The organism is Amycolatopsis sacchari, from assembly GCF_900114035.1.
Taxonomy (GTDB): Bacteria; Actinomycetota; Actinomycetes; order Mycobacteriales; family Pseudonocardiaceae; genus Amycolatopsis_E; species Amycolatopsis_E sacchari.
Map to the genome: position 1 here is coordinate 15,753 of NZ_FORP01000008.1, position 19,657 is coordinate 35,409.

The window sequence follows — 19,657 nt, forward strand, 5'->3', positions numbered from 1 at the left end:
CTACCTCTCGGCGGCATGGCGGTCCCCGAGCGCCGCGACCTTCTCGTCCTCGCCCGCCTGGTACGTCTCGGCGGCCTTGCGCAGCTGCGTGGCGAGCTTGCGCAGCTGTTCGATGTAGTGCCGGACCCTGGCGGCGTACGAACCGTCGCCGTGAGCGACCAGCCTGTTCCACGCGTCGACCGCGGTGGCGCTGACCACGTCCTGCGCCGGGGGTTCGAGCGTCAGCGCGCCCAGCGACTGGTTCACGCGGTCGGCGAGCGCGTCGGCCTGGTCGTTGATGATCTTGGCGACCTTGAGCACGTCGTCCGGGTCGATCGTGAGGTCCATCGCCCCGGGCACTCCGGGCACGGACGTGCTCAACGCGCTCACGGTGCTGTCTGCCATGGTGCGCACTCTCCCGGGTACGGACGGTAGCCGTCTCCAGCAGGCTACCAACGTCACGCCGGTCGTGGGCCCGGTTCCGGCGATCAGGCCGGGACGGTCACGCCGCCCTCGGCCGCCCGCAACGCGATGTCCGTGCGGTGGTGGGAACCGGCGAGGTGCACCTTCGCGACGCGCTCGTACGCCTGAGCCCGGGCCGCGGCGAGGTCCGGCCCGGTGCCGACGACCGACAGCACGCGGCCACCGTGGGCGACCACCGCTCCGTCGTCGCGACGGCGGGTGCCCGCGTGCAGCACGCCCTCGGCCTCCGCGCCGGTGATCACGTCACCCGCGCGCGGCACGCCGGGGTAGCCGTCGGCGGCGACCACGACGGTGACCGCGGCGCCGGGGTGCCACTCCAGCGGCGGGTGCTCGGCGAGCGTGCCGGTGGCGGTGGCGTGCAGCAGCCCGGCGAGCGGCGTGGCCAGCAGCGCCAGCACCACCTGGGTCTCGGGGTCGCCGAAGCGGCAGTTGAACTCGATGACCTGCGGGCCGTCGGCGGTGAGCACCAGCCCGGCGTAGAGCAGGCCGGAGAACGGGGTGTCCCGTGCGGCGAGCTCGTCGACGACGGGCTGCACGATGTCGGCGACGATCCGCTCGGCGAGGCCTTCGGGCGCCCACGGCAGCGGCGCGTAGGCGCCCATCCCGCCGGTGTTGGGGCCGGTGTCGCCGTCGCCGACGCGCTTGAAGTCCTGCGCGGGCAGCAGCGGCACCACGGTGCGGCCGTCGACGAGGCAGAACAGCGACACCTCCGGACCGTCCAGGTAGGACTCCAGCAGGACGGGGTGGCCGCCGTCGAGCAGGGTCATGGCGTGTGCGCGGGCGGCGTCGTAGTCGCTCGTGACGACCACGCCCTTGCCGGCGGCGAGCCCGTCGTCCTTGACCACCCAGACCGGGCCGAAGCGGCCGAGCGCGTTGTCGAGGCGGGCGGGGTTGTCCACGGTCTCGCTGTGCGCGGTGGCGACCCCGGCGGCGGCCATCACGTCCTTGGCGAAGGACTTCGAGCCCTCGATGCGGGCGGCGGCCGCGGACGGGCCGAAGCACGCGATGCCGGCCTTGCGCACGGCGTCGGCGGCACCGGCGACGAGCGGCACCTCGGGGCCGATCACGACGAGGTCGGCACGCCAGCTCTGGGCGAGCGCGGCGACGGCGTCCGGGTCGGCCACGTCCACGCCGAGCTGCTCGGCCACCGCCGCCGTACCCGCGTTGCCGGGGGCGCACGCGAGCGCGGTCACCGCCGGGTCGTGGGACGCGGCGAGGACAAGGGCATGTTCGCGGGCACCGGACCCGATGACTAGGACACGCACGCCCAGAGACTACTGGGCGCGGAGCGCCTCGATGAGGGGTGGCGGTCGGGCGACGGGTGGGCCTAGCCAGCGGCATTCCGCACGTTCCGTTCACCCGCCCGACAACACGACGTCGGCCCGTTGTGCCGTGCCCGACGCCATCCCCCGCCAGAGTGGCGCGATGAAGATGCGGAAACGAATGGTGGTGGCGCTGTTGTCCGGGCTCGCGCTGGTGGGCGTGGCCAGTCCGTCGAGCGGCGCCGTGGAGGTCACCCGCAGCGGGGATTCGGGCCCGGTCGTCGTGGGTCACCGCGGCGCCCCCGGTTACCGCCCCGAGCACACGCTCGCGTCCTACGAGCTCGCGTTCCGGCAGGGTGTGAACTGGGTGGACGTCGACCTCGTGCCGACGAAGGACGGCCAGCTCGTCGCGCGGCACGAGAACGAGATCGGCGGCACCACGGACGTCGCGCGGCACCCGGAGTTCGCGTCGCGGAAGACCACGAAGGTCATCGACGGGGTCAGCCTCACGGGCTGGTTCACGGAGGACTTCACGCTCGCCGAGCTGAAGACCCTGCGGGCCACCGAGCGCATCCCGGACGTGCGCCCGCACAACACGATCTACAACGGACGGTGGCAGATCGCCACGTACCAGGAGGTCCTGGACCTGACGCGGCGACTGGGCCGCGAACTGCACCGGACGCTCGGCACCTACCCGGAGGTCAAGCACTCCACGTACTTCAGCTCCATCGGCAACCCGACCGAGCCGAAGCTGGTGGCGCTGCTCAACCGCAACGGCCTCAACCGCCCGAACGCGCCGGTGGTCATCCAGTCGTTCGAGGTGAGCAACCTCAAGGCGCTGAGCAAGCAGGTGCGGGTGCCGCTGCTGCAGCTGACGTCCGCGACGGGCGCCCCGGCGGACTTCGTCGCGAAGGGCGACAAGCGCACGTACGCGGACCTCGTCACCCCCGCCGGTCTCAAGGAGATCTCCACGTACGCGGACTACCTCGGCCCGGACAAGAACCAGATCATCCCGCGCGACGCGGCCGGAAACCTCGCCGCACCCACGACGCTGGTCCGTGACGCGCATCACGCGGGCCTGAAAGTGGCGCCCTACACCTTCCGCAATGAAAACAGCTTCCTGCCCGCGAACCTGCGTTCGTCCGCGGACCCGGCGGAATGGGGCGACATCTTCGCCGAGGAATCCGCTTTCCTGGCAACGGGAATCGACGGTTTCTTCGCGGACCAGCCGGACACGGCGTTGCTGGCGGTGAGCGGTGCGTAGCGCTCGGTCCGGCGCTGCTGTCGCTCTCCGTGATGGATTCGTCGCGGAATCAGCTGCTCGCGAAATTCTGTAGCGTCTGCTTTTTCCGTTTCGATACCCTCAACGACAGTTGAGGGGGTTCGCAGGGCGGCGGTGCTTCTCATGGCCTGCCGCCCTGCCCTTTTTTCGTGACTCGGAACGGGATCTGATGACTACTGCTGAGCCAAGACCCGCGGACTCGGACAAGCTCGACTCCGGGGTGCTCAAGATCGCCGGGGTCGTGGTCCTCGGCGCCGTCATGGCGATTCTCGACACCACGGTCGTCAACGTCGCGATCCAGGCGCTGACACTCGAGTTCAAGACGTCGTTCGACACCATCCAGTGGGTCGTCACCGGCTACATGCTCGCGCTGGCGACCGTCATCCCGGTCACCGGCTGGGCGTGTGACCGGTTCGGCACCAAGCGGCTGTACCTGCTGTCGATCGGGCTGTTCCTGCTCGGCTCGATGCTCGCCGGCATGGCGTGGAACATCGAGTCGCTCATCGCCTTCCGCGTGCTGCAGGGGCTCGGCGGCGGCATGCTGATGCCCGCGGGCATGACGATCATGACCAAGGCCGCGGGCCCGCACCGGGTCGGCCGGGTGATGGCCGTGCTCGGCGTGCCGATGCTGCTGGGCCCGATCGGCGGCCCGATCCTCGGCGGCTGGCTGGTCGACGCCGTGAGCTGGCGCTGGATCTTCTACATCAACGTGCCGATCGGCGCGATCGCGTTCCTGCTGGCCCTGCGGCTGCTGCCCAAGGACGAGTCGCGTCCCGCGGAGAAGTTCGACTTCCCCGGCATGCTGATGCTCTCGCCCGGTCTCGCGCTGCTGATCTTCGGCGTGTCGAAGCTCCCGGCGGAGGGTGGCATCTCGTCGACGAGCGTGTGGCTGCCCGGGCTGCTGGGGATCGTGCTGATCGCGGTGTTCGTGCTGCGGGCCACCCGGATCGCGAACCCGCTCGTGGACCTGAAGCTGTTCAGGGACAGGACGTTCTCGACCGCGATGATCACGATGACGTTCTTCATGGCCGCCTTCCTCGGCGCGATGCTGCTGCTGCCCACGTACTTCGTGCTCGTGCGCGGGGAGTCCGCGCTGCAGGCGGGGCTGCTGATGGCGCCGCAGGGGCTCGGCGCGATGCTGACGATGCCCATCGGCGGCCGGCTGGCCGACAAGATCGGCGCGGGCAAGATCGTGGTGCCCGGCATCGTGGTGATCCTCGTGGGGCTCGCGTTGTTCACCCAGGTCGGCGCCGACACGCCGTACCCGCTGCTGATGGCCGGGCTGTTCGTGGTGGGCCTGGGCATGGGCTTCACGATGATGCCGATCAGCGCGGCGGCGCTGCAGACGCTCACCCAGCGCACGGTGGCCAAGGCGTCGACGACGATGAACATCGTCCAGCAGGCGGCGGGCGGTATCGGTTCGGCCGTGATGTCGGTTGTGCTGGCGAGCCTGCTCGCGGGCAAGTTCGGGGTCCCGACGAGCCAGGGCCAGCTGGCGGCCACGGCGCTGCTGATGAACCCGCAGACGCACGACACGGCGGCCGGCGCCTCGGCCGACGCGTTCGCCTCCACGTTCCTGTGGTCGCTGGTGCTGGTCGCGGTGTGCCTCGTCCCGGCGTTGTTCCTGCCGAAGCGCCCGCCGGTGCGCAAGGAGGACGACGAGCAGGTCGTCGCCCCCGTGCTGCACTGACTCCGTTCGCAACCCGCGGGTTTCCGCGGGGTGCGAACGCGTTTCCCTGGGTATGGGTCAGTGCATGGAACTCGTGACCCTGATGGCGGTGCTCGCCGGGGCCCTCGGGCTGACGGCCGTCGCGCGGCGGTACAACCTCTCGGCCCCGCTGCTGATCGTCGTGGTGGCGCTGGCGGTGTCGTACCTCCCCGGGGTGCCCCGGATCGAGCTCGAACCGGAGCTGATCCTCACGCTGGTCCTGCCGCCGCTGCTGTACTCGACGGCGCTGGACAGTTCCTTCGCGCAGTTCCGCGCCGCCTCCCGGCCCATCATCGCGCTCGGGGTCGTCCTGGTCGTCGTCACGGCGTTCGTCGTGGGGTTCGTGGTGCACCTGGTGCTGCCGGAGCTGCCGCTGGCCTCCGCGCTGGTGCTGGGTGCCGTGGTCGCCCCGCCCGACGCCGTCACCGCGGTCGCGATCGGGCGGCGGCTCGGGTTGCCACGCCGGCTGATGACCGTGCTCACCGGCGAAAGCCTCGTCAACGACGCCGCCGCGCTGACCCTGTACAAGATCACGCTGGCCGCCGTGCTGGGCGCCGCGGGCTCGATCGGCCACGGGTTCCTGATCTTCCTGGTCGCCGCGGTGCTCGGGATCGCCGTCGGGCTGGTGGCCGGGGTGCTCGTCGGCTTCATCCGCCGCAAGCTCGACGACCCGCTGATGGAGTCGGTGTTCGGGATCATCGTGCCGTTCGCCGTGTACGTCATCGCCGAGCACATCCACCCGTTCTCCGCCGACTTCAGCGGTTCGGGCGTGCTCGCCGTCGTCGCGGCCGGGCTGTACCTCGGCAACCAGTCCCTGCGGTCCGGTTCCGCGACGCGCGTGCAGGACTCGTCGGTGTGGGCGTCGCTCGACGTGCTGCTCGAAACGCTCGTGTTCGCGTTGATGGGCCTGCAACTGCCGTTCGTGCTGGAGAACATGGACAGCGCCGCGCCCAGCAACGGCGCGCTCGTGCTCGCGGCGGTCGTCGTGCTCGTGGTGACGATCGGGATCCGCATCCCGTACGTGTTCCTGACCGGTGTCCTGCCGCACGCGCTGCGCCTGTTCGGCGGCGAGCGCACGAGACCACCGCTGCGGTACTTCACGATCCTGTCGTGGACGGGGATGCGCGGCGTGGTGACCCTCGCCGCCGCCACCGGTGTGCCGCTCGTGACGAGCACCGGCGCCCCGTTCCCCGGCCGCGAGGAGATCCAGCTGTTCGCGTTCGTCGTCGCCGTCGGCACGTTGCTGATCCAGGGGCTGACGCTGCCCGTGTTGATCCGCCGGATCGGCATCGACCCGGAACTGGAGGCGGAACACGACGAGGAGCAGGAGAAGTACGCGAGGGAACAGGCGATGCACGCGGCGATGCGGCGCCTCGACGACCTGATGCCCGAGGTGCTGTCCAAAGTGGACATCCCGAAGGAGCGGGCGGACCGGCTCGTCGCGAGGCTGCGCGGGCTCGTCGAATCCCGTTACCAGGCCGCGATCGCCGGGATCTCGCTCAACAGCGAGGAACGCGAAGCCAGCCCGCACGCCGCGTTCGTCCGCGCGAGACGGGAACTCCTGCTGGCACAACGGGAAGCGGTCCTCGCGTGCCGGGAGGCCGGCGACCTGGACGACGACGTGCTCCGCAAGGTGCTGCGTGAACTGGACCTGGAGGAGCTCTCGCTGTCGGCGACGCTGAACCCGCGCCTCAGCTGAGGCCGACGAGCACGGCGTCCCACGACCTGGGAGCGCTGGCTTCCCACCGAGGACAGGCGCCATCGTGGGATTTCCGCGAACGGCCGAAGAACTGGAGCGACCATGTCCCTGACCGACGTCATCGAAGGCACCCGCCAGGCGACGGAAGCCGACCCCGCCAACGCCGCCGTCTCGTTCAGCGTGGCGAACGCCCTCGTGCCCGGCACGGCCACCCAGGTCGAGGTGCGGGTGCGCGACCACGGCTTCACCGTCGACGAACCCCAGCCCCTCGGCGGCACCGACGTGGCGGCCAACCCGGTCGAGTACGCGCTCGCCGCGCTCGGCTCCTGCCAGGTGATCACGTACCAGTTCTGGGCGGCGAAGCTCGGCGTCCCGCTGGAGGGCGTCAAGGTGACCGTGGACGGCGACCTCGACCTGCACGGGTTCTTCGGCTTCAACGGCACGCGCCCGGGCTTCACCGACGTCCGCGTCTCCGTCGAGCTGACCGGCCCGGCGGACCGCGAACGCTACGAGGACCTCAAGCGCCAGGTCGACGAGCACTGCCCGGTGCTCGACCTCTTCCGCAACCCGACGCCGGTGACGACGACGCTCAAATGAACTCGTGCCGGACGATGGTCTGATCGCGGCCGGGGCCGACGCCGATGGCGGAGATCCGGGCGCCCGACAGCTCCTCCAGGCGCTCGACGTACGCGCGGGCGTTCGCCGGGAGCTCCTCGAACGTGCGGCACTCCGACAGGTCCTCCCACCAGCCGGGCAGCTCCTCGTAGACCGGCACGGCGTGGTGGACGTCGGTCTGGGTCATCGGCATGTCCTCGGTGCGGAAGCCGTCCACCTCGTACGCGACGCACACCGGCACCTTCTCCAGCCCCGACAGCACGTCGAGCTTGGTGAGGAAGTAGTCGGTGATGCCGTTGACCCTGGCCGCGTACCGCGCGATCACCGCGTCGAACCAGCCCGTGCGCCGTGACCGGCCGGTGGTGACGCCGAACTCGCCACCGGCCTTGCGCAGGTGCTCGCCCATCTCGTCGTGCAGCTCGCTCGGGAACGGGCCCGAGCCGACACGCGTCGTGTACGCCTTGAGGATGCCCAGCACGGTCGTGATCCGCCCCGGCCCGATGCCGGACCCGGCGCTCGCGCCACCGGACGTCGGGTTCGACGAGGTCACGAACGGGTAAGTCCCGTGGTCCACGTCGAGCAGCGTGCCCTGCGAACCCTCCAGCAGCACGGTCTCGCCGCGCTCCAGCGCCTTGTTCAGCTGCAGCCGGGTGTCGGCGATGCGGTGCGCGAACTTCTCGCCCGCGGCCAGCACCTCGTCGGCCACCTGGTCGGCGTCGAGCGCCTTGCGGTTGTAGACCTTGACCAGCACCTGGTTCTTGAACTCCAGCGCGGCCTCGACCTTCTGGCGGAAGATCTTCTCGTCCAGCAGGTCCTGCACGCGCACGCCGACGCGCGCGACCTTGTCCTGGTAGCACGGCCCGATGCCGCGGCCGGTGGTGCCGATCTTGCGGCTGCCCAGGTACCGCTCGGTGACCTTATCGATCGCCACGTGGTACGGCATGATCAGATGGGCGTCGGCCGAGATGAGCAGGCGGCTGGTGTCGACGTCGCGCTTCTCCAGCCCGTCCAGCTCCTCCAGGAGCACCCCCGGGTCGACGACGACGCCGTTGCCGATCACGTTGGTCACCCCGGGGGTCAGGATGCCGGAAGGGATCAGGTGCAGGGCGAAGTTCTCACCGCCGGGCAGCACGACCGTGTGCCCGGCGTTGTTCCCGCCCTGGTAGCGGACGACCCACTGGACGCGGTCGCCGAGCAGGTCGGTGGCCTTGCCCTTGCCCTCGTCGCCCCATTGGGCACCGATCAGCACGATGGCCGGCATGTGACACTCCAGGTATTCGGCGAAGATTTGGCAATTGCCGATGCATGAGCGTAACGGAGGGCCGCGACGTGCGGGGACAGGTACTGGTTTGCGGTGCGTCGGCGCCGGAGCTGCCGGAGGTCGACGGGCTGACCGTGCACCGGGTCGGGGAGCGGCCGGGCAAGGACGTGGTCGACCCGCTGCTGGACGACGGGCAGCTCATCGTCGTCGGCACGGACGCCGACCTCGCCGCGGTCGCGCTTCGCTTGCTGCGCAAGGAAAAGCTCGCCACGACGCGCGTCGGTTTCGTGCCGGCGGACCCGGCGTCGGAGGTCGCCGCGCTGTGGGGGCTGCCGACCGATCCGGCCCGTGCGCTGAAGGTCGCGTTGCACGGTGACGCGGACCCCGTGCCGCTGATCCGCGACGACAACGGCGGCGTTTTAGTGGGGAGAGGCACATTCGGCGCCATCCGCGGCGTTGCTTACTGTGACGACGATGTAGCTCTGCGTGGGACGGCGCGCTCGATCGAGGTAACGCCGGACACCGAGGGCGGTCCCGGCCTGGTCGTGCGGGTGGTGAAGGGCCTGGTGTTCAAGCGCCCGATGACGCTGGCCGGCCGCGCGTTCCAGCTCGGCTGCGTGCCGACGCGCCCGACGAGCGACGGCGTGCCCTTCCCGCGCGCGATCACGCGCTGGACCTGGTACCGGCACACCGAGGACCTGCGACTGGTCCGCGGTCTCGGCTGACTACTGCTCGTAAACCTACGGACGTCGGTAAATCACCCACGGGTATTGCCGGTGTTCACCTGGTCCAGTCACGCTCGCCGCATGGCTGGTTCCCGTACGTTCACCGTCCTGCTCGCCGCCGCCGTCGTCACCGCCGGGCTCACCGGTACCGCGCTCGCCACCCCGCCCGGCATCCCCTCGGAGACCACCGCCCGTTCGGAGCTCGCCGCGCTGACCGTCAAGGCCGACGGTTCGCTCACCGGCTACTCACGCGACAAGTTCCCGCACTGGATCGACCAGGGCGGCAGCTGCAACACCCGTGAGGTCGTGCTGAAGCGCGACGGCACGAACGTCGTCACCGGCTCGGACTGCGCGCCCACGTCCGGCCGCTGGTACAGCCCCTACGACGGCGCGACGTGGACCGCCGCGTCGGACGTCGACATCGACCACGTCGTGCCGCTCGCCGACGCGTGGCGCACCGGCGCGTCGTCGTGGACCACGGCGCAGCGGCAGGCGTACGCGAACGACCTGTCCGACCCGCAGCTGATCGCCGTCACCGACAACGTCAACCAGGAGAAGGGCGACGCGTCGCCGGACGAGTGGAAGCCGCCGCTCACGAGCTACTGGTGCACCTACGCCGAGATGTGGATCGCGGTGAAGTACAGGTGGAAGCTGACGGTGAACTCCGCCGAGAAGGCGGCGCTCACGGACATGCTCGACCGCTGCTGACGACCAGCAGCCGCTTCCCCACCACCACCCTCAACGGACTCGCTTCGCGAGGCTGAGTATCTCTCGTGCCACGGCGTCGTTCTGCCGCAGTGGCAAGGCGTTGATCCGCGGTCGCGTGAACGCGGCGGCGGAGCGGGCGCTGGTGTGCGGGCCGAGGGAGAACCACCGCTCGTGCGGTGTGCCGTCCGGCTTGAGCAGCCTGCCGTCGGACAACCGCGTGTGTATGCGCCCGGAGGGCTGACCGAGGACCAGTTCCTCGGTCAGCTCCCCGGAATCGCGCAGTGTGCGGATGAGCTCGTCCGACGCGAGGCCGACGCTCGCGTTCGGCAGCCGCGCCTCGACGAGCGTCCGCGCCTCGAGTTCGCCGGGGAAGCTGCTGGTGGTCGCGACGAACCGGCCGCGTTCGGAGGTCACGCGCAGTTCCGCGCCCGCGAACGACACCACGCCCGCCTGCTCGAGCGCCAGCAGCTCCCGCAACCGCCGTGGCGGCGGGCCGCTGGCGTAGAAGCTGAAGAACCCGTGGAACCAGCCGTCCACATCGGACACCTGGGAGATCGGGTCGAGCCGCCCGGAGTCGGCGAGCCCCGGCAGGTGGTGGTAGACCGACAGCAGGGCCATGAACCCGCCGAGATCCGCGCTATAGGCCGGATCCGCGCGCCGCGCGAGGTCCGCCTCGACGTACTCGCGCAGGTGCTTGCCGAAGCTCTCCGCGTCCTCGAACCGCTCGCCCGCCAACGGCCGGTCGAGCCGGTTCAGGTCGAGCCGGTCCTCCTCGGCGGGCACCGCACCCTCGATCAGGGCGCGCATTTCCTCGCTGTCCCAACGGTGTTCGGCGAAGCGCTCGGCGAACTCGGGAAAGCCGAGCCGCACGCGGTCGGGATGCCCCGTCCACAGCTCGCTGTAGTAACCCCACGCGATTTCCTTGGCCACCAAGGGCCACACGTCGGCGAAGAAGTCGAGCGGCCCCTCCGGCAGCGCCTCGATCACGGCCGCGTCGAAGAACTTGGGCAGCTGCAACGGTTCGCCCTGCAGCCGGTACCCGGGCTTCGAGTGGTACGGCACGCCGCGCCGGGAACCCACGTGCAGCACGGGTTCCGCGCCGCTCGGCGTGTAGACCAGCGACCCGTCGTCCCGTTCGTCGAACCGGCCGCCGCGGCCCTCGGTGAGCAGCAGCATGAGGTCGACGAACGCCAGCCCGAACCCACGCACCAGCACGTGCTCGCCCGCCGGGATCGCCGAGTAGTCGATGTCGGCGGTGTACCCCGCGGGGTAGTAGGAAAGGCCGTGCTCGCGCGCGTACTCGACCAGCCCGGCCGACGCGGCGTCCGGCTCGGCGTCGAGGTGACCCACGGTCAGCAACAGCAGGTCCGCGGGGACGGAGGTGCCGTCGGCCAGCCGCACGTGGTCGTCCTCGACGCGCACCGCCCGCGCGCGGTGCTCCACGACCTCGATGCCTTCGGGCAGCTCGTCCAGCACGCGCCGGTACACCCACGCCAGGTAGGTGCTCTGCAGCCGCCGGGTCGGGAACGACGTGGTGAGCAGGGCGGCTAGCTCGTCGTGCAGGTCGGCGGCGATCTCGTGCCGCAGCTCGCCGCGCCGCAGCTGGTCCGCCCACTCGGCCAGCGAAGGCCCCGGCCGGACCGGGCCGTCCATCCGCACGGTCTCGTCGGTGAACATCGTGACGTCCTCGGTCATCGAGTTCATCCGCAGCAGCGGCGACTGCTCGTACCGCCAGATCCGGCCCGGCCCCGGCGGGAACGGGTCGATCAGGTGCACCACCAGGCGGGTGGTGCCGAGCAGCTCGGCCGCGTTCGCCGAGATCCGTTCCAGGACACCGACCCCACGCGGCCCCGCCCCCACGATCGCGAGGTGACACGGCGCCATGCTTCCGAAGTTACGGGGATCTCCCGCGCCGGGGGACGGGGTTCCGCGATGTGGACGTTGCGACGAAACCGCGACACGACCTGGACGCCGGTCGGACGGCGCCTGCCGACAGTGTGGTCCATGAAGACGAAAACACTGGTGGTCGCCACCGTGCTGGCGGGCTCACTGGCCGGGACCGGCAGTGCGTCCGCCACAGCGGGTCCGAGCGGTGACTTCGACGTCACCGGCTACGACATCACGATGGACTACCGGCCGGACAGCCGGAACCTGCAGGGTGTCACGGTGGTCAGCGCGGTGTCCGCCGAATCGTTGCGCAGCCTCACGCTCGCCCTCGACGGCCCACGCGTCCGTTCGGTCGAGATCGACTCGCAAGCGGCGCGGTACACGCAGAGCGGGGAGGACCTGGTCGTCGAGCCTGCGACGCCCATCGGCCGCGGCGCCCGGTTCACCGTCCGGATCTCCTACGACGGCACGCCCGGCGCCGCGTGGCTCCCCACCACGTCAGGCGGGGCGACGGCGTTCGAAGGCGGCTCCAGCGCTTGGTTCCCCGCGCACGAGGACGGCCACGACAAGGCCCGGTTCCACCTGGTGGCGACCGTGCCGGACGGCTGGGGCGTCGTGTCGATCGGGCGGGAGGGCGCGGTGCGGCACGAACCGGGCGCCACGACGTACGACTGGACGGAGCCGGCTGCCGACCCCGACTTCATCGCCGTGTCCGTCGACCGCTTCACCATCGACCGCTCGGCGCTGGCCGACGGGACCCCGGTGGTCAACGCGTACGCCCCCGGCCTGGAGGCGGCGACCAGACCACTGGCCGACCGCCTGCCCGAGATCCTCGGCTTCCTGTCCGGGAGGTTCGGCCCGTACCCGTTCGACGCGGCGGGCAACGTGTTCGTGGACGTCAACGACGACGGGCCCGGGACCTCGCCGCAGACCCGGCCGGTGTACCTCGGCGCGGGCAACAGCCAGTACATGAACATCCAGCAGGTCGTCCACGAGCAGGCCCACCAGTGGTACGGGGTGTCGGTCGCGCCCGGCCAGGCGGAGGACGGTTGCCTGGCCGAGTGCTTCGCGAGCTACGCGACGTGGCTGTGGGACGAGGCCGAAGGCGGCGCCGACCTGGACGCCCGGTACCGCGAGCAGGTCGAGGCCGCCAAGGGGGACAGCGCTTTCTGGCAGCCGCTCTACCGCCCGGGGCAGCTGCCGGGGCTGAACATGTACAGCAAGGGCCCGCTCGCCCTGCACGCACTGCGCCGGCAGATCGGCGACGAGGCGTTCGGCCGGCTGCTCAAGGGATGGGCGCAGGCGCACCGAGGTGAGTACGTCGGCTGGCCGGAGTTCGAAGCCTTCGCCGGGAGGATCTCCGGGCAGGACCTCACCGGCTTCTTCCAGGCCTGGTTCCGCGGCGCCACGGTCCCCGCGGACGGATACCTCTGACCCGGCGTCACCGCACCCGGTCGATGACCTCCGGGGTCTGGCCGTGCAGCCGCAGGACCCCGCCGATCGTGAACTCGGTGAGCAGGTCGATGAGCGCCTCGCGGTCGGGCGGTTCGCCCGGCCAGGACAGGTTGACCAGCGTCTCCGTCATCGCGAAGTACATGGCCACCAGCGCGACGTCCGCGCGGCCCGGCTCGACGCCGTACGCGGCCCAGCGCCGGGCGCTGGCCTCCTGGTAGACCTCGGCGAGCCGGGCGCGCAGCCGCGTCAACGCCGGGTTGCCCGCGCGCTCGGCCTCCTGCAGCAGGGGCATCGCCTCGGGGTGCTCGGCGACGAAGGCGAACAGGTTCGCGTAGTTCTTGCGCGCCCACGACTTCAGGTCGAGGTCGGCATCACCGGAACCGCGCTCGGCGATCGTGCGGTACGCCTGCTCTTCGAGGTCGGCGACCGCCTGCTCGAACAGGTGGGTCTTGTCGCCGAACAGCTCGTAGACCGCCTGCCTGCTCAGCCCGGCCTGGCGCGCGATCTGCTCGATCGTCGCGCCCTGCACCCCGGCGGTCGCGAACACCTGCCGGGCGGCGGCCAGCACCAGCGCGCGCTGGTCCTCCACGGGCAGCTTCCGCGGCCTGCCCGGACCACGCTTCCGGGGGATTGCCATCGCGGTGCCCTCACCTCGATCCTTTTTCCGACAGTGATGTCGGAAAATAGCTCACTGGGGAGCGAGCATGCGTCTGACCCTCCGCCGCGCGGTCGCGGCACTCCTGGTCCCGGTCATCGGCCTGGTCTCGCTGACTGTCGGCGCGGCACCGGCCGGTGCCGCGGATTTCTACGACCCGCCGTCGCCCCTGCCGGCGGGCTCACCCGGCGACATCATCCGTCACCAGGAGGCGCGGTTCTTCCTCGACCCGGCGAAGCTCGTGCCCGCCCCGGCGCGGGTGCAGCGGATCCTGTACCGCAGCACCGACACCCACGGGAACCCGGTCGCGGTCAGCGGCACGGTGCTCACACCGACCGTGCCGTGGACCGGGCCGGGGGTCCGCCCGATCATCGGCTACGCGGCCGGGACCCAGGGCCTCGGTGACCAGTGCGCCCCGTCGAAGGCGCTCGCGATGGGGCAGGAGTACGAGGGCCCGTTCCTCGCCGGCCTGCTCTCCCGCGGTTACGGCATCGCGATCACCGACTACGAGGGCCTCGGCACACCCGGCGTGCACACCTACGTCAACCGCAAGGCGGAGGCGTACGCCGTGCTCGACGCGATCCGCGCCGCGCAGCGGCTGCCCGAGGCGGGCCTGCCCGCCGGCGGTCCGGTGGCGCTCGCCGGGTACTCGCAGGGCGGTGGGGCCTCCGCGGCCGCGGCCGAACTGCAGGGCAGCTACGCCCCGGAACTGGACCTCAAGGCCGCCTACGCCGGCGCGCCGCCCGCCGATCTCGCCGCCGTCGCCGAGAACCTCGACGGGCACTACGCGGTGGGCTTCCTGATGTTCGCGGTGGCGGCCATCAACTACGCCTACCCCGAACTGGACATCCCGGCCGTGCTCAACGACAAGGGCCGGGCACTGGAGGAACAGGTCGAATCAGAGTGCACCGGGGACGCGATCCTCAAGCACGCCTTCACGCGCACCGCGGACCTCACCGCCGACGGGCGGCCGATCACGGCCTACCTCGGCGAGGAGCCCTACGCGTCGGCGGTGGCGGAGCAGCGGATCGGCACGATCCCGCCGAAGGCGCCGGTGCTGGTGCTGCACTCCGGGCTCGACGACATCGTGCCCTACGCGCAGGGCCGCGAAATGGCTCGCGACTGGTGCGCGGAGGGCGCGGCGGTGCGGTTCGAAACGCTCGCCGCACCGACGCACGTGGGAGGCGCCGTGGCCGCCTACCCCCTCGCCTACGCCTGGCTGGACGGGCGCCTGCACGGCGCCCCGGCCACCACCAACTGTGGAGACTTCTGATGGTCCGACTGACTTTTCACTTCAGCCCGGTGGCCTCCGCCGCCTCGGGGTCCGAGTCGGCGAGGAAGGTGCGGCAGCGCTCGTACTCCTCGGTCTCGCCGATGCGCTGGGCGGCGCGGCCGAGCGCGGCCAGCGCCCGCAGGAAGCCCTGGTTGGGGCGGTGGCTCCAGGGCACCGGGCCGAAGCCCTTCCAGCCGGAGCGGCGCAGCTGATCCAGGCCGCGGTGGTAGCCGGTGCGCGCGTAGGCGTAGGCGGCGACGATCTCGCCGGCCTCCAGCGCGCGCTCGGCCAGCGCCGCCCACGCCTCGCTGAAGTCCGGGTGCTCCGCGGCCACGTCGGCGGGGTCGGTCCCGGCGTCGAGCGCGGCCTGTGCGTCGGGGCGGTCGGGCAGCCGCGTCGGTTCGGGGCCCAGCAGGTTCGCGTGCGTCATGCTCCCATCCTGCCCCGGCTAGAAGATCAGGCTCGCCAGCACCCCGCTGCCCAGCAGCACGAGGCAGGCGACGAGGACCGCGGCGACCAAGCGTTTCGGCATCACGGGCCGACACCCTGCCCGGTCCGGGCCGCCCGGGGCAAGCCCGGTGCCGCCTCAGGGTGAACCCTGATTTCCGGACATACCCGTCCATGTCGCCGAAACGACAAGTCATGATGTGCCCATGACGAACGCGATCACCGTCCCCCGCGGCCCGGTGGCGAAGACCAGGCTGTTCTTCCGCACCCACTGGGAGCGGGGCGCACCGGGGCAGCCGACCCCGGCGTGGGTCCTGCGCTTCGCGTACATGACGTGGCTGGTGGCGTTCGCGTTCAAGCTGCTCGGCTCGTCGTGGGACGTGTCGTGGCACTTCAAGTTCATCCGCGACGACTTCGCGCCGCCGCACCTGATCAACACCGTGGGCACCGGGATCGTGATCGCGCTCGTCGCGATCCACACCTACACCGGCCTCGGCTGCGACCGCCGCTCGCTGCGGCTCATGCAGTGGGGGCTGGGCCTGTTCCTGATCGCGGCGCCGCTCGACGTGATCAACCACCGCGTCAACGGGCTCGACCTGACCGCGTGGAGCCCCACGCACCTGCTGCTCTACATCGGCACCGGGGTGATGCTCGCCGGGGTGATCGACGGGTGGCTGAAGTTCGCCGAGCCGGGCCGGGTGCGCACGCTCGTGCTGACCGGGCTGTGGGCGTTCTTCCTGGAAAACGCTTTCTTCCCGAACGGGCAACAGGAGTACGGCATCGTCGGCCTGCGGGCCTGGGAGCGCGGCGAGCCCGAGGCGGAGCCCTCGCTGCTGAACTTCGCGGCGCAGCAGATCGGGCACCCGGTCGACCGCGCGGCCGTCCTGCACTTCACGATGCCCATCGCGGACTGGGTGTACCCCCTGTGGGGCATCGGGATGTCAGCGGTGGTGCTGCTGCTGGCGCGCCGCACGATCGGCCACGCGTGGGCCGCCACCGCGGTGGCGGGCGCCTACGTGGCCTACCGGATGCTGATCTGGCCGCTACTGGTCGCGGGCACGTTCCCCGCCTCGACGATCCCGTTCTACCTGCTGTTCGTCGGCCTCGCGGTGGACCTCGCCGCCCGGCGCGGGGTGCTCACGGGCGTGCTCGTGGCCCTGCTCGGCTACGGCGTGCTGGAGGTGCAGAGCCTCCTCGGCATCGCCCCGCCGTTCGCCTGGTGGACGCTGCCGGTGGTCCTCGTCGCCGTCACCGCCGCGTGGTGGGTGACGGCGACGAGGAGCCGGATCAGAGCTTCTTCCCAGCCGACTTGAGGTGCTCGGCGGCCTCGACGACGCGCGCGGCCATCCCGGTCTCGGCCTTCTTGAGGTAGCTGCGCGGGTCGTAGGTCTTCTTGTTGCCGACCTCGCCGTCGATCTTGAGCACCCCGTCGTAGTTCTTGAAGAAGTGGTCCGCGACCGGGCGGGAGAACGCGTACTGCGTGTCGGTGTCGACGTTCATCTTCACCACGCCGTACGACACCGCCTCGTGGATCTCCTCCAGCAGCGAGCCGGACCCGCCGTGGAACACCAGCTCGAACGGCTTCGAGCCCTCGGGCAGGCCCAGCTTCTCCGCCGCGGCGGCCTGGCCGCGCTTGAGCACGTCCGGGCGCAGCTTGACGGCACCCGGCTTGTACGCGCCGTGCACGTTGCCGAAGGTGGCGGCGAGCAGGTAGCGGCCCTTGTCGCCCGAGCCGAGCGCGTCCACCGTCTTCAGGAAGTCGCCCTCGGCGGTGTACAGCTTCTCGTTGATCTCGTTCGAGACGCCGTCCTCCTCACCGCCGACGACGCCGATCTCGACCTCGAGGATGATCTTCGCCGCGGCCGCGCGCTCGAGCAGCTCGGCCGCGATCTTGAGGTTCTCGTCGAGGTCGATCGCCGAGCCGTCCCACATGTGCGACTGGAACAGCGGGTTCTCGCCCCGGTCCACCCGCTCCTGCGAGATCGCGATCAGCGGGTTGACGTAGGAGTCGAGCTTGTCCTTCGGGCAGTGGTCGGTGTGCAGCGCCACGTTCACCGGGTACTTCTTCGCGACCACGTGTGCGTACTCGGCCAGCGCGGTCGCGCCGGTCACCATGTCCTTGACGTGGAGACCGGACGCGAACTCCGCGCCGCCGGTGGACACCTGGATGATGCCGTCGCTCTCCGCGTCGGCGAACCCCTTCAGCGCCGCGTTGAGGGTCTCCGACGAGGTCACGTTGATGGCCGGGTAAGCGAACTCGCCTCCCTTGGCCCGGTCGAGCATCTCGGCATAGACCTCGGGGGTGGCGATGGGCATCGTTGGTCCTCCTAGCGGGTGGTCGCCTTCTTGCCCGAATCGTACGAGGTCCGCCGAGTCCCAGCTACGACAGCAGGGCCTCCGCCACAGCGCGGTACACGGGCAGCGGGTCCTCGTTGAGGACCTGGATGCAGACCTGGTCGGCACCCGCGTCCCAGTGCGCGCGCACGCCGTCGGCGATCTGCTCGGCCGTCCCGTGCAGGACCAGCGCGTCGACGAGGCGGTCGCTGCCGCCGTTGGCGAGGTCCTCGTCGGTCCAGCCGAGGCGCTTGAGGTTGCTGACGTAGTTGGTCAGGTGCAGGTACGGGTTCTCCACCCGGGGCCGCCCGATCGAGCGGGCGCGCTCGGGGTCGGTGTCGAGGACGACCTTGTGCTCGGGGACGAGCAGCTTGCCCTCACCGAGGATCTCGCGCGCCTGCCGGGTGTGCTCGGGCGTGGTCAGGTACGGGTGCGCGCCGGCGGAGCGCTCGGCGGACAGCTTCAGCACCTTCGGGCCGAGCGCGGCGAGCGCCCTGTCCTCGACCGGCACGCCGGCCTCGTCGAGCTGGTCGAGGTACTCGACGATCTTGTCGTAGGGCTTCTGGTAGACCTTCGTCGCTTCGGGGTGGCCGATGCCGACCCCCAGCAGGAACCGGCCGGGGTGCCTGCCCACGATCCGGTGGTAGGACTCGGCGACCGGCGCCGCGTCGTCCTTCCACATGTTGACGATGCCGGTCGCGACGACGACGCGGTCGGTGACCCCCAGGAGCCGGTCGACGTCGGAGAGGTCGGCGTCCGGCGAGCCCCCGAGCCAGATCGCGCCGTAGCCGAGTTTCTCCACCTCCTGGGCGAGCTCGTCGCTCACCAGTGAGGGATGTGCCCAGATGCCGAGTTTGCCGAGTGCGTTCACCATGCCCCGCACAACCCCGCCGACCCGCGGGGGCATTCCGGGTTAGCGTGGAATTCATGAAAATCGGGAACAGCGACCTGGACGTGTACGGGCTCAACCTCGGCGGGAACGTGTTCGGCTGGACGGCGGACGAGCAGCGGTCCTTCGAGGTCCTCGACGCCTACGTGGCGGCGGGCGGCAACTTCATCGACACCGCGGACTCGTACTTCCACCGCGCTCCCGGCAATTCGGGCGGGGAATCCGAAACCATCATCGGGAACTGGCTCGCGAAACGCGGCCGCCGCGACGACGTGGTGATCGCCACGAAGGTGGGCAGCTGGCCGAAGCGCCCCGGCGTCTCCGCGAAGAACATCCGCGAGGCGGCCGAGGACTCGCTGCGGCGCCTGCGCACCGACCACATCGACCTCTACTACGCGCACCGGGACGTCGCGGACGTGCCGCTGGAGGAGACGCTGGGCGCGTTCGACGAGCTCGTGCGCGCGGGCAAGGTCCGCTACCTCGGGGCGTCGAACTACAGCGCCGAGCGGCTCGCCGAGGCACTGTCCATTTCGGACCGCGAGGGCTTCGCCAGGTACGTGGCGGTGCAACCGCACTACAACCTGGTGGAGCGGGGCTTCGAGCAGGACCTGCTGCCGCTGGTGCGCGAGCAGGGGCTGTCCACGATGCCGTACTTCGGCCTGGCGAGGGGGTTCCTGACGGGCAAGTACCGCTCGCGGGAGACCGACACGGGCAGCCCGCGCACCGAAGCCGCCGTCGCCTACCTCGACCACCGGGGCGAGCGGGTGCTGGAGGCGCTCGACGACATCTCCGCCGCGTACGGCACGACGCCCGCCGCGGTCGCGCTCGCGTGGCTGGCCTCCCGGCCGACGGTCGCCGCCCCGATCGCGAGCGCCCGGAACGTCGAGCAGCTGGCCGACCTGCTGGCATCGGTCGAGCTGCGGCTCACCGAGGCCGACATCGCCGCGCTGGACGAGGCATCCTCCTGATCCTTACTCAGGAGTAGCTTACTCGCG

General features: G+C 70.9%; 18 protein-coding genes. 10 read left to right on the forward strand and 8 right to left on the reverse strand.

All coding sequences use genetic code 11. The annotated features are described in order from the left end of the window. Positions 1–384, reverse strand: coding sequence for a PE domain-containing protein (locus BMZ92_RS15540; RefSeq protein ID WP_091507884.1), 384 nt, complete (start codon positions 382–384; stop codon positions 1–3). Between the two features lie 83 nt (positions 385–467). Further along, the gene (gene purD / locus BMZ92_RS15545) at positions 468–1,727 is read right to left on the reverse strand and encodes a phosphoribosylamine--glycine ligase (protein WP_091507886.1); all 1,260 of its coding nucleotides are present in this window, start codon (positions 1,725–1,727) and stop codon (positions 468–470) included. Between the two features lie 166 nt (positions 1,728–1,893). On the opposite strand from purD, the gene BMZ92_RS15550 reads away from it, so the two are divergent. The 4 genes from BMZ92_RS15550 (at position 1,894) to BMZ92_RS15565 (ending at position 7,010) form a co-directional block, all read left to right on the forward strand. Further along, positions 1,894–2,988 (forward strand): glycerophosphodiester phosphodiesterase, encoded by a 1,095-nt coding sequence (locus BMZ92_RS15550; RefSeq protein WP_425425817.1) that lies wholly within the window; start codon positions 1,894–1,896, stop codon positions 2,986–2,988. Positions 2,989–3,175: 187 nt separating this feature from the next. Beyond that, positions 3,176–4,696: a DHA2 family efflux MFS transporter permease subunit gene (locus tag BMZ92_RS15555; RefSeq protein ID WP_091507891.1), complete on the forward strand. Its 1,521-nt coding sequence runs from the start codon at positions 3,176–3,178 to the stop codon at positions 4,694–4,696. A 64-nt stretch (positions 4,697–4,760) separates the two neighbouring features. Further along, entirely contained in the window at positions 4,761–6,413 is a 1,653-nt protein-coding gene (locus tag BMZ92_RS15560; RefSeq protein ID WP_091507892.1) for a Na+/H+ antiporter, read from the forward strand. Positions 6,414–6,515: 102 nt separating this feature from the next. Continuing rightward, on the forward strand, positions 6,516–7,010 hold the full coding sequence (locus BMZ92_RS15565) for an OsmC family protein (RefSeq protein WP_091507895.1): 495 nt from the start codon (positions 6,516–6,518) through the stop codon (positions 7,008–7,010). Here the strand turns inward: BMZ92_RS15565 and BMZ92_RS15570 are convergent. Then, on the reverse strand, positions 7,003–8,289 hold the full coding sequence (locus BMZ92_RS15570; RefSeq protein WP_091507897.1) for an adenylosuccinate synthase: 1,287 nt from the start codon (positions 8,287–8,289) through the stop codon (positions 7,003–7,005). The two genes, BMZ92_RS15565 and BMZ92_RS15570, sit on opposite strands and share 8 nt — an antisense overlap. Before the next feature lie 44 nt (positions 8,290–8,333). Between BMZ92_RS15570 and BMZ92_RS15575 the strand changes: the two genes are divergently transcribed. After that, positions 8,334–9,014 carry a hypothetical protein gene (locus tag BMZ92_RS15575; RefSeq protein WP_245783077.1) on the forward strand — a complete coding sequence of 227 codons (681 nt, stop codon included), beginning with the start codon at positions 8,334–8,336 and terminating at the stop codon, positions 9,012–9,014. A gap of 81 nt (positions 9,015–9,095) precedes the next feature. Continuing rightward, on the forward strand, positions 9,096–9,722 hold the full coding sequence (locus tag BMZ92_RS15580) for an HNH endonuclease family protein (protein ID WP_091507901.1): 627 nt from the start codon (positions 9,096–9,098) through the stop codon (positions 9,720–9,722). 30 nt (positions 9,723–9,752) lie between these two features. Here BMZ92_RS15580 and BMZ92_RS15585 read toward each other — a convergent pair whose 3' ends face one another. Next, on the reverse strand, positions 9,753–11,606 hold the full coding sequence (locus BMZ92_RS15585) for an FAD/NAD(P)-binding protein (protein WP_091507904.1): 1,854 nt from the start codon (positions 11,604–11,606) through the stop codon (positions 9,753–9,755). A 120-nt stretch (positions 11,607–11,726) separates the two neighbouring features. On the opposite strand from BMZ92_RS15585, the gene BMZ92_RS15590 reads away from it, so the two are divergent. Beyond that, positions 11,727–13,043 (forward strand): M1 family metallopeptidase, encoded by a 1,317-nt coding sequence (locus tag BMZ92_RS15590; protein ID WP_177228718.1) that lies wholly within the window; start codon positions 11,727–11,729, stop codon positions 13,041–13,043. Positions 13,044–13,050: 7 nt separating this feature from the next. Here BMZ92_RS15590 and BMZ92_RS15595 read toward each other — a convergent pair whose 3' ends face one another. Further along, the gene (locus BMZ92_RS15595; protein ID WP_091507908.1) at positions 13,051–13,701 is read right to left on the reverse strand and encodes a TetR/AcrR family transcriptional regulator; all 651 of its coding nucleotides are present in this window, start codon (positions 13,699–13,701) and stop codon (positions 13,051–13,053) included. Between the two features lie 67 nt (positions 13,702–13,768). Here BMZ92_RS15595 and BMZ92_RS15600 point away from each other — a divergent pair, with 67 nt between their 5' ends. Then, positions 13,769–14,992, forward strand: a complete 1,224-nt coding sequence (locus BMZ92_RS15600) for a lipase family protein (RefSeq protein WP_091507911.1) — start codon at positions 13,769–13,771, stop codon at positions 14,990–14,992. A gap of 16 nt (positions 14,993–15,008) precedes the next feature. On the opposite strand, the gene BMZ92_RS15605 is transcribed toward BMZ92_RS15600, so the two are convergent. Continuing rightward, complete coding sequence (locus BMZ92_RS15605) at positions 15,009–15,422, reverse strand: DUF3151 domain-containing protein (RefSeq protein ID WP_091507912.1); 414 nt, start codon at positions 15,420–15,422, stop codon at positions 15,009–15,011. A gap of 223 nt (positions 15,423–15,645) precedes the next feature. On the opposite strand from BMZ92_RS15605, the gene BMZ92_RS15610 reads away from it, so the two are divergent. Then, positions 15,646–16,752, forward strand: a complete 1,107-nt coding sequence (locus BMZ92_RS15610; protein WP_091507915.1) for a hypothetical protein — start codon at positions 15,646–15,648, stop codon at positions 16,750–16,752. On the opposite strand, the gene fbaA is transcribed toward BMZ92_RS15610, so the two are convergent. Continuing rightward, positions 16,727–17,755, reverse strand: coding sequence for a class II fructose-bisphosphate aldolase (gene fbaA / locus BMZ92_RS15615; RefSeq protein ID WP_091507916.1), 1,029 nt, complete (start codon positions 17,753–17,755; stop codon positions 16,727–16,729). The genes BMZ92_RS15610 and fbaA overlap by 26 nt on opposite strands. Before the next feature lie 64 nt (positions 17,756–17,819). After that, positions 17,820–18,647: an LLM class F420-dependent oxidoreductase gene (locus BMZ92_RS15620; protein WP_091507919.1), complete on the reverse strand. Its 828-nt coding sequence runs from the start codon at positions 18,645–18,647 to the stop codon at positions 17,820–17,822. Positions 18,648–18,700: 53 nt separating this feature from the next. Here BMZ92_RS15620 and BMZ92_RS15625 point away from each other — a divergent pair, with 53 nt between their 5' ends. Continuing rightward, on the forward strand, positions 18,701–19,630 hold the full coding sequence (locus BMZ92_RS15625) for an aldo/keto reductase (protein ID WP_091507921.1): 930 nt from the start codon (positions 18,701–18,703) through the stop codon (positions 19,628–19,630). Positions 19,631–19,657: the final 27 nt, after the last annotated feature.

Coding starts and splice junctions, on each gene's coding strand:
- BMZ92_RS15595 (WP_091507908.1), bottom strand. CDS start 13,701: ATGGCAATCCCCCGGAAGCGTGGTCCGGGCAGGCCGCGGAAGCTGCCC.
- BMZ92_RS15540 (WP_091507884.1), bottom strand. CDS start 384: ATGGCAGACAGCACCGTGAGCGCGTTGAGCACGTCCGTGCCCGGAGTG.
- BMZ92_RS15570 (WP_091507897.1), bottom strand. CDS start 8,289: ATGCCGGCCATCGTGCTGATCGGTGCCCAATGGGGCGACGAGGGCAAG.
- BMZ92_RS15575 (WP_245783077.1), top strand. CDS start 8,334: ATGAGCGTAACGGAGGGCCGCGACGTGCGGGGACAGGTACTGGTTTGC.
- fbaA (WP_091507916.1), bottom strand. CDS start 17,755: ATGCCCATCGCCACCCCCGAGGTCTATGCCGAGATGCTCGACCGGGCC.
- BMZ92_RS15605 (WP_091507912.1), bottom strand. CDS start 15,422: ATGACGCACGCGAACCTGCTGGGCCCCGAACCGACGCGGCTGCCCGAC.
- BMZ92_RS15590 (WP_177228718.1), top strand. CDS start 11,727: ATGAAGACGAAAACACTGGTGGTCGCCACCGTGCTGGCGGGCTCACTG.
- BMZ92_RS15580 (WP_091507901.1), top strand. CDS start 9,096: ATGGCTGGTTCCCGTACGTTCACCGTCCTGCTCGCCGCCGCCGTCGTC.
- BMZ92_RS15625 (WP_091507921.1), top strand. CDS start 18,701: ATGAAAATCGGGAACAGCGACCTGGACGTGTACGGGCTCAACCTCGGC.
- BMZ92_RS15550 (WP_425425817.1), top strand. CDS start 1,894: ATGCGGAAACGAATGGTGGTGGCGCTGTTGTCCGGGCTCGCGCTGGTG.
- BMZ92_RS15560 (WP_091507892.1), top strand. CDS start 4,761: ATGGAACTCGTGACCCTGATGGCGGTGCTCGCCGGGGCCCTCGGGCTG.
- BMZ92_RS15585 (WP_091507904.1), bottom strand. CDS start 11,606: ATGGCGCCGTGTCACCTCGCGATCGTGGGGGCGGGGCCGCGTGGGGTC.
- BMZ92_RS15620 (WP_091507919.1), bottom strand. CDS start 18,647: ATGGTGAACGCACTCGGCAAACTCGGCATCTGGGCACATCCCTCACTG.
- BMZ92_RS15600 (WP_091507911.1), top strand. CDS start 13,769: ATGCGTCTGACCCTCCGCCGCGCGGTCGCGGCACTCCTGGTCCCGGTC.
- BMZ92_RS15555 (WP_091507891.1), top strand. CDS start 3,176: ATGACTACTGCTGAGCCAAGACCCGCGGACTCGGACAAGCTCGACTCC.
- BMZ92_RS15565 (WP_091507895.1), top strand. CDS start 6,516: ATGTCCCTGACCGACGTCATCGAAGGCACCCGCCAGGCGACGGAAGCC.
- BMZ92_RS15610 (WP_091507915.1), top strand. CDS start 15,646: ATGACGAACGCGATCACCGTCCCCCGCGGCCCGGTGGCGAAGACCAGG.